Origin of the sequence: Allorhizobium sonneratiae (assembly GCF_023700755.1) — a bacterium.
In the GTDB taxonomy this organism is placed as follows: Bacteria; Pseudomonadota; Alphaproteobacteria; order Rhizobiales; family Rhizobiaceae; genus Allorhizobium; species Allorhizobium sonneratiae.
The window spans coordinates 1-1,329 of record NZ_JAMKOJ010000028.1 but is presented as its reverse complement, the minus strand read 5'-3'; the positions used below and the strand labels follow the sequence as shown (position 1 = coordinate 1,329).

Sequence of the window (1,329 nt, the reverse complement as noted above, 5' to 3'; positions counted from 1 at the left end):
GCCGACGACGCCACGCAGGCGCTCAACCATCGACTGCAGCGACAGCCCCAGCGTGTCTTTTTCCGACAACGGTTTCGGAGACACCGTCAGGTCGCCATTGGCGATCTGGTTTGCAAGCTGGGCCGTGTTGCGCAGGTTGGATGTCATGCGCTGCATCGTATTGATCAGATCCTTGATCTCATCATTTGATGGGTGGTTAATCTCATAGTTGAGATCACCAATCGCAACAGCATCAGAAAGTTCAGCGCCGCGTTTCAAGCCACGAACAATCGACATGGAGATCCAGAAAGCGATCCCGGTTGCGAAGAGTGCGCAGAAGGCAATTCCTGAAATGACCAGCATTTTGGCCACATTGTAAATTGCGACACCTTCTTCAGCCGCTTTATTGCCGCCCTTGCCGTTATATTCAACAAGTTTCAGCAGGGCAGCGGAGGCCTCATTGTAAACCTTAAGACCGTCGCCATTATAGAGCGCCATCGCTTTTTCTGTTTGATTTTGCGATGAAAACTCGACGGCACTCGCATGAATCTTGAGATATTCATTCCAGGGACGCTGGAATGCTTCAAAAAGACCGCGCTCTTCAGGAGACGCAATAAGCGTTTGGTATTTTGTTACAAGCTTGGAAATTGACTCGGATATTTGGGTCTGTTCGTCAAGCCAGCGCTTCATGCCCGCCGGATCTTGCGAAATCACATGTTGCAATTCCGCAATCCGAAAGTCGGACGTCAATGTATTTATTCGATTTGAAACATCGACACTTGGCATCCAGTTCGTTGCAATCTCGTTTGCCTTGCTATTGACGTTGCCGATTTGCACAAGGCTGAATATTCCCAGGACCGCAATGAGAATCACGAGAAAACCGAAAGATAGTGCGAGCTTAAGCTTGATAGTGAAGCGCATGATATGCTCCTTAGTTGTAACGTCGCCCCAATCCACATCCAAAAGCCGCATTCTTCGGAGGGGACGTTGCATACTGACATTCCGTCAGTCCTGCCATGGATCGCACTGACTGATCAGTGCGATCCTGGGAAAAAGCATCATGCGCTTTCCCTGAAATGGTGGTCCTCATCGTCTGGTCCGCCCATGGCCATATCCAGGGCAAAGCCTTTGGCCCGTGCCTGCTGGGCCAAAACGGTCTGGCCGTTGGAAGGCTTCCGCTGTGCCGAGGATTTTCCCCGCACAGGTGCGGTGCTTTCGTGCTGGCCCTTTTTCCAGTCACCTCGTTTTGCGCCGGTTTTCTGGGCCGCGTTATTTTCCACCTTGAAGAAGGCGATGGAGGCCTGCAGCTCTTCGGCCTGAGCGGCCAGTTCTTCCGAGGTTGCCGACATT

The 1,329-nt window shown here is 51.8% G+C and carries 1 protein-coding gene and 1 pseudogene; both read right to left on the bottom strand.

From position 1 onward, the window contains the following. A partial coding sequence (locus NAC44_RS21115) for an MCP four helix bundle domain-containing protein (RefSeq protein ID WP_250943629.1) occupies positions 1–900 on the bottom strand: 900 nt, incomplete at its 3' end. A gap of 137 nt (positions 901–1,037) precedes the next feature. Next, positions 1,038–1,329: pseudogene (locus NAC44_RS21110) on the bottom strand (methyl-accepting chemotaxis protein); the annotation flags it as partial.